This is a genomic window from Kocuria atrinae C3-8 (genome assembly GCF_000286355.1).
In the GTDB taxonomy this organism is placed as follows: Bacteria; Actinomycetota; Actinomycetes; order Actinomycetales; family Micrococcaceae; genus Kocuria; species Kocuria atrinae_A.
This window is the reverse complement of record NZ_AJXN01000183.1, coordinates 1-3,530: the sequence shown is the minus strand read 5'-3', so window position 1 is coordinate 3,530 and position 3,530 is coordinate 1. Positions and strand designations below refer to the sequence as shown.

At 62.9% G+C, this 3,530-nt stretch carries 2 protein-coding genes and 1 pseudogene; 2 read left to right on the top strand and 1 reads right to left on the bottom strand.

Annotated elements, in window-relative coordinates; translation table 11 throughout:
* On the top strand, nucleotides 1-880 hold an 880-nt coding region (locus YO9_RS0115475), incomplete at its 5' end, for an RES family NAD+ phosphorylase (protein WP_031273487.1).
* Between the two features lie 766 nt (nucleotides 881-1,646).
* On the opposite strand, the gene YO9_RS0115470 is transcribed toward YO9_RS0115475, so the two are convergent.
* A complete protein-coding gene (locus YO9_RS0115470; RefSeq protein ID WP_016998310.1) occupies nucleotides 1,647-2,192 on the bottom strand; it encodes a DUF3253 domain-containing protein in 546 nt (181 codons plus the stop codon).
* 129 nt (nucleotides 2,193-2,321) lie between these two features.
* On the opposite strand from YO9_RS0115470, the pseudogene YO9_RS20260 reads away from it, so the two are divergent.
* Nucleotides 2,322-3,530 (top strand): annotated as a pseudogene (locus tag YO9_RS20260) (cryptochrome/photolyase family protein); the annotation flags it as partial.

Below are 3,530 nucleotides of genomic sequence, written 5' to 3'. Positions count from 1 at the left end.
CTCATCTGTGAAGGGCCGCTATGTGCCAGACAGCAATGGAAAATCGTTGGTGACTCTACTGCGAGAAGAATGGCGCTTATTCGATCATCCTGTGATGGATGATGCTCACGCTAAGGAGCTGTTGGCGGACATCCTTGATGACGGCGAGATTGTGCGTCAACCGTTCGCACCAATTGACCTGCTTGTCAACGAGACACCCCAACGTTGGGATGATCTCCGAGACGAGATGATGCACCGGAACCGGTGGTTCCTCGATGAACCAATCGATTTGGAGCATTTGGGTGAGTTGCTGCAGTATCTCATCGCGCCTAATGATGAGCTCGCGAAGATGTGGTATCGCGCACGCCACATGCCGAACGATACCTCGTACAGTCTCCAAGACATGGGAGCGCCTCCGACCCACCTCGCCGGGCACGGGCGGGCAAACCCTGCTGGCATTCGCTACCTGTACCTAGGGTCAGAGCCCCGAACCGCCGTGGCAGAGATCCGCCCCCACACTGGAGAAACTGCGTGCTTGGCAACCTTTGTAGTTCCGCCCGTTCGTGTGGTGGATCTGCGTGACCCCAGAGCCAACGTGTCACCGTTTATTCTCGATAGCGCGGAACAGATAGCCAGAGTACGAGGCGGGCTCCCCCTCTTGGAGCGATTAGGTGTAGAACTGACCAAGCCCGTGCAACCCCGAAGCGCAGCGTTTGAGTACATACCGAGCCAGTATTTATGTGAGTTCATCAAGAAGCGCGGCTATGAAGGCGTGGTTTATGGCAGTTCCGTAAGCGACGGGATCAACCTAGCTCTCTTCAATCCGGATCTTGCGATCGGCATGAAAGTCACGGTTTCTCATGTCGATCGAGTGTCGGTCGACATCAGTGACGTTGCCTAATGCCTCCGCCTATCGGAACGGGACCGCCTCTCGAGCAGGTGATCTCCGAGCGTGCTTCAATTCTCATCCGCTTTACATATGGCCGGTTCTCGGACATCCACCAACAGGTGCTCTCGCATCTGTTTGAACTCCCGTCCGACCTAGGTACCGCTGTCGCACCATCGAGGGATCGTCGATTATCCTGCCTCACGCACGCGGGACACACTTGACCCCGATCGCATGCTGTGGAGCTAGCCATTTGATGCTCCAGCGGGTCGGACATGTTGATGCTCAGATGTCTGTACTGCACCAATACATCTGATAGATCATCGGAGAATGAGTTCACTACCCGGAGAGGCTGAAGCTGGTGAGCGCCTGAAAAGGACAGCGTTGCGCCACTTTGGCCCGTTTCCTGACAACGATGCCCCTCTAGGAAAATCCTAGAAGCTGAACCTACGCCAAGGCGACGCGCCGTTTCCGTCGCTCCTGAAGGATGCCTTGACCCTTATTGGCCCTGAGACGTAAGGGTCAAGTGAAAAAGTGGCCTTAGCCGCTTGACGAATGCATAGGGACACACCCCGGTGCGGGAGGCCCAGTCTCAACGGTGTGGCTCGAGGTGATGGGGCGTTTCCAATCACAAGCGATGGGCACGCCGCTATCGAGGGCGGTCGCGACAATCTCCAGGGCCAGTGGTTTCGGAGTGATGCTAATTGTTCTTTATCCCCGATGTCCCGTGTGCTGTGAGTCACCACAGGGCTACGGGCTCCGGTGCACCTTAGGCGGAAACTCATGGCCCGAGTTCCGGTCTCGGCGCGATCCGCAGCGGCCCGTGCGCCTGAGTGGGATCCACTCGTGTGCCGCGTTGCTGCACCTCCACCACGCCGTCGCGGTGCAGGCATGCGGCGACATCGCGTGTCCGGTCCATGAGCTCGCGCCAGTCTGCGCCGCCCACGACCTTCGCCGCGTCGCTCGGACAGATCGTGGCGCCGTCCCGATGGCGCAGCAGCGCCTTGATGGCCGCCACTATGCGCTGTGAACGACCCTGGTCTGTGTGCTCCCACCAGGCCTCGCCCCGTTCCCCGAGCGCGACCTTCGCGTCTTGCACACGTGGCCGCGCGTGCTCAGGGTCGGTGCGCACGAGCCGACGCGCGGCCATCAGCTCGGCGACGAGTTCGGCGCGCAACTTTTCCGGGATGGACGGGTCCGAAGCCCGCCACTTGCGCCCATGGACAATGATGTGGTGGCCATCGGGGGTGCGCTCAGGTCCCGATGTCGATGGGCTCTGGCCGGGTGCGGAATCAATGTTCGGCGGGGGTGTTGACTCGTGGGTCATGGTTCACTTCATCACACGAGAGCGAGCAAGGGCAGTTCCTGTACGTCTTCGTTGGCACCACTCGCTCACCCCACCTACACCGAACATGTGTAAATTGAGCGAAAGTCAAGAGATGGGTGACGAACCGAGATGACGACCATAGTGTGGTTCCGCGATGACCTGCGGGTCACCGATCATCCAGCCCTGCACCACGCCGTGGAACGCGGCGAGCCCGTGGTGTGTCTCTACGTCCTGGACGAGGAGTCCGAGGGCGTCCGCCCGCTGGGCGGTGCCGCCAAGTGGTGGCTGCACCACTCCCTGACCTCGCTGGCCGCGGACCTCTCGAATTTGGGGGCGCCCTGACGCTGCGGCGGGGCCCGGCGCAGGAGGTGGTGAGCGACGTCGTTCGCGCGACCGGTGCCGACACCCTGCTGTGGAACCGCCGCTACGGCGGTCCCGAGCGCGCCGTGGACGCCGCGCTGAAGGAGTGGGCGGGGGAGAACGGCGTGGAGGCGCACTCCTACGCGGGCTCCCTGCTGTTCGAGCCGTGGACCATCACCACCCAGAGCGGGACCCCGTTCAAGGTGTTCACCCCGTTCTGCGCGCGTGCACGAGCGGGACGTCACCGCGGGAGCCGTATCCGGCGCCGTCGGCCCTCACCCCCGCCGAGCCGGCCCCGGACTCGGAGAACCTGGCCGACTGGCACCTGCTGCCCACCCGCCCGGATTGGTCCGCCGGACTTGCCGAAACCTGGGAGGTGGGAGAGCAGGCCGCGCACGAGCGGCTGGAGGACTTTCTCGAGGAGAGCCTGCCCACCTACACCAAGGACCGCGATTACCCCGCCAAACCGGTCACGTCCAGGCTGTCCCCGCACCTGCGGTGGGGCGAGATCAGCCCCCACACCGTGTGGCACACGGCGCTGCACCGCGGCGGGAACCCCGGCAAGTTCCTCACCGAGCTCGGCTGGCGCGAGTTCTCCTGGTACAACCTCTACATCCACCCGGACATGGCCCAGCGCCCCATCAACCCCAAGTACGAGCACTTCCCGTGGCCGGAGCTGGACGAGGACGCGCTCGCCGCATGGCAGCGGGGATGCACCGGCATCCCCCTTGTGGACGCCGGGATGCACGAGCTGTGGGAGACCGGGACCATGCAGAACCGGGTGCGGATGGTCGTGGCGTCGCTGCTGGCCAAGAACCTGCTGATCGACTGGCGCCTGGGCGAGCAGTGGTTCTGGGACACCCTCGTGGACGCGGACGCTGCGAACAATCCCCACAATTGGCAGTGGGTGGCCGGCTGCGGCACGGACGCTGCCCCCTACTTTCGGATCTTCAACCCCGAGACGCAGCAGAAGCGCTT

Excerpts from the sequence above, each read along its gene's own strand:
- YO9_RS0115470 (WP_016998310.1), bottom strand. The coding sequence starts at position 2,192 with ATGACCCACGAGTCAACACCCCCGCCGAACATTGATTCCGCACCCGGC.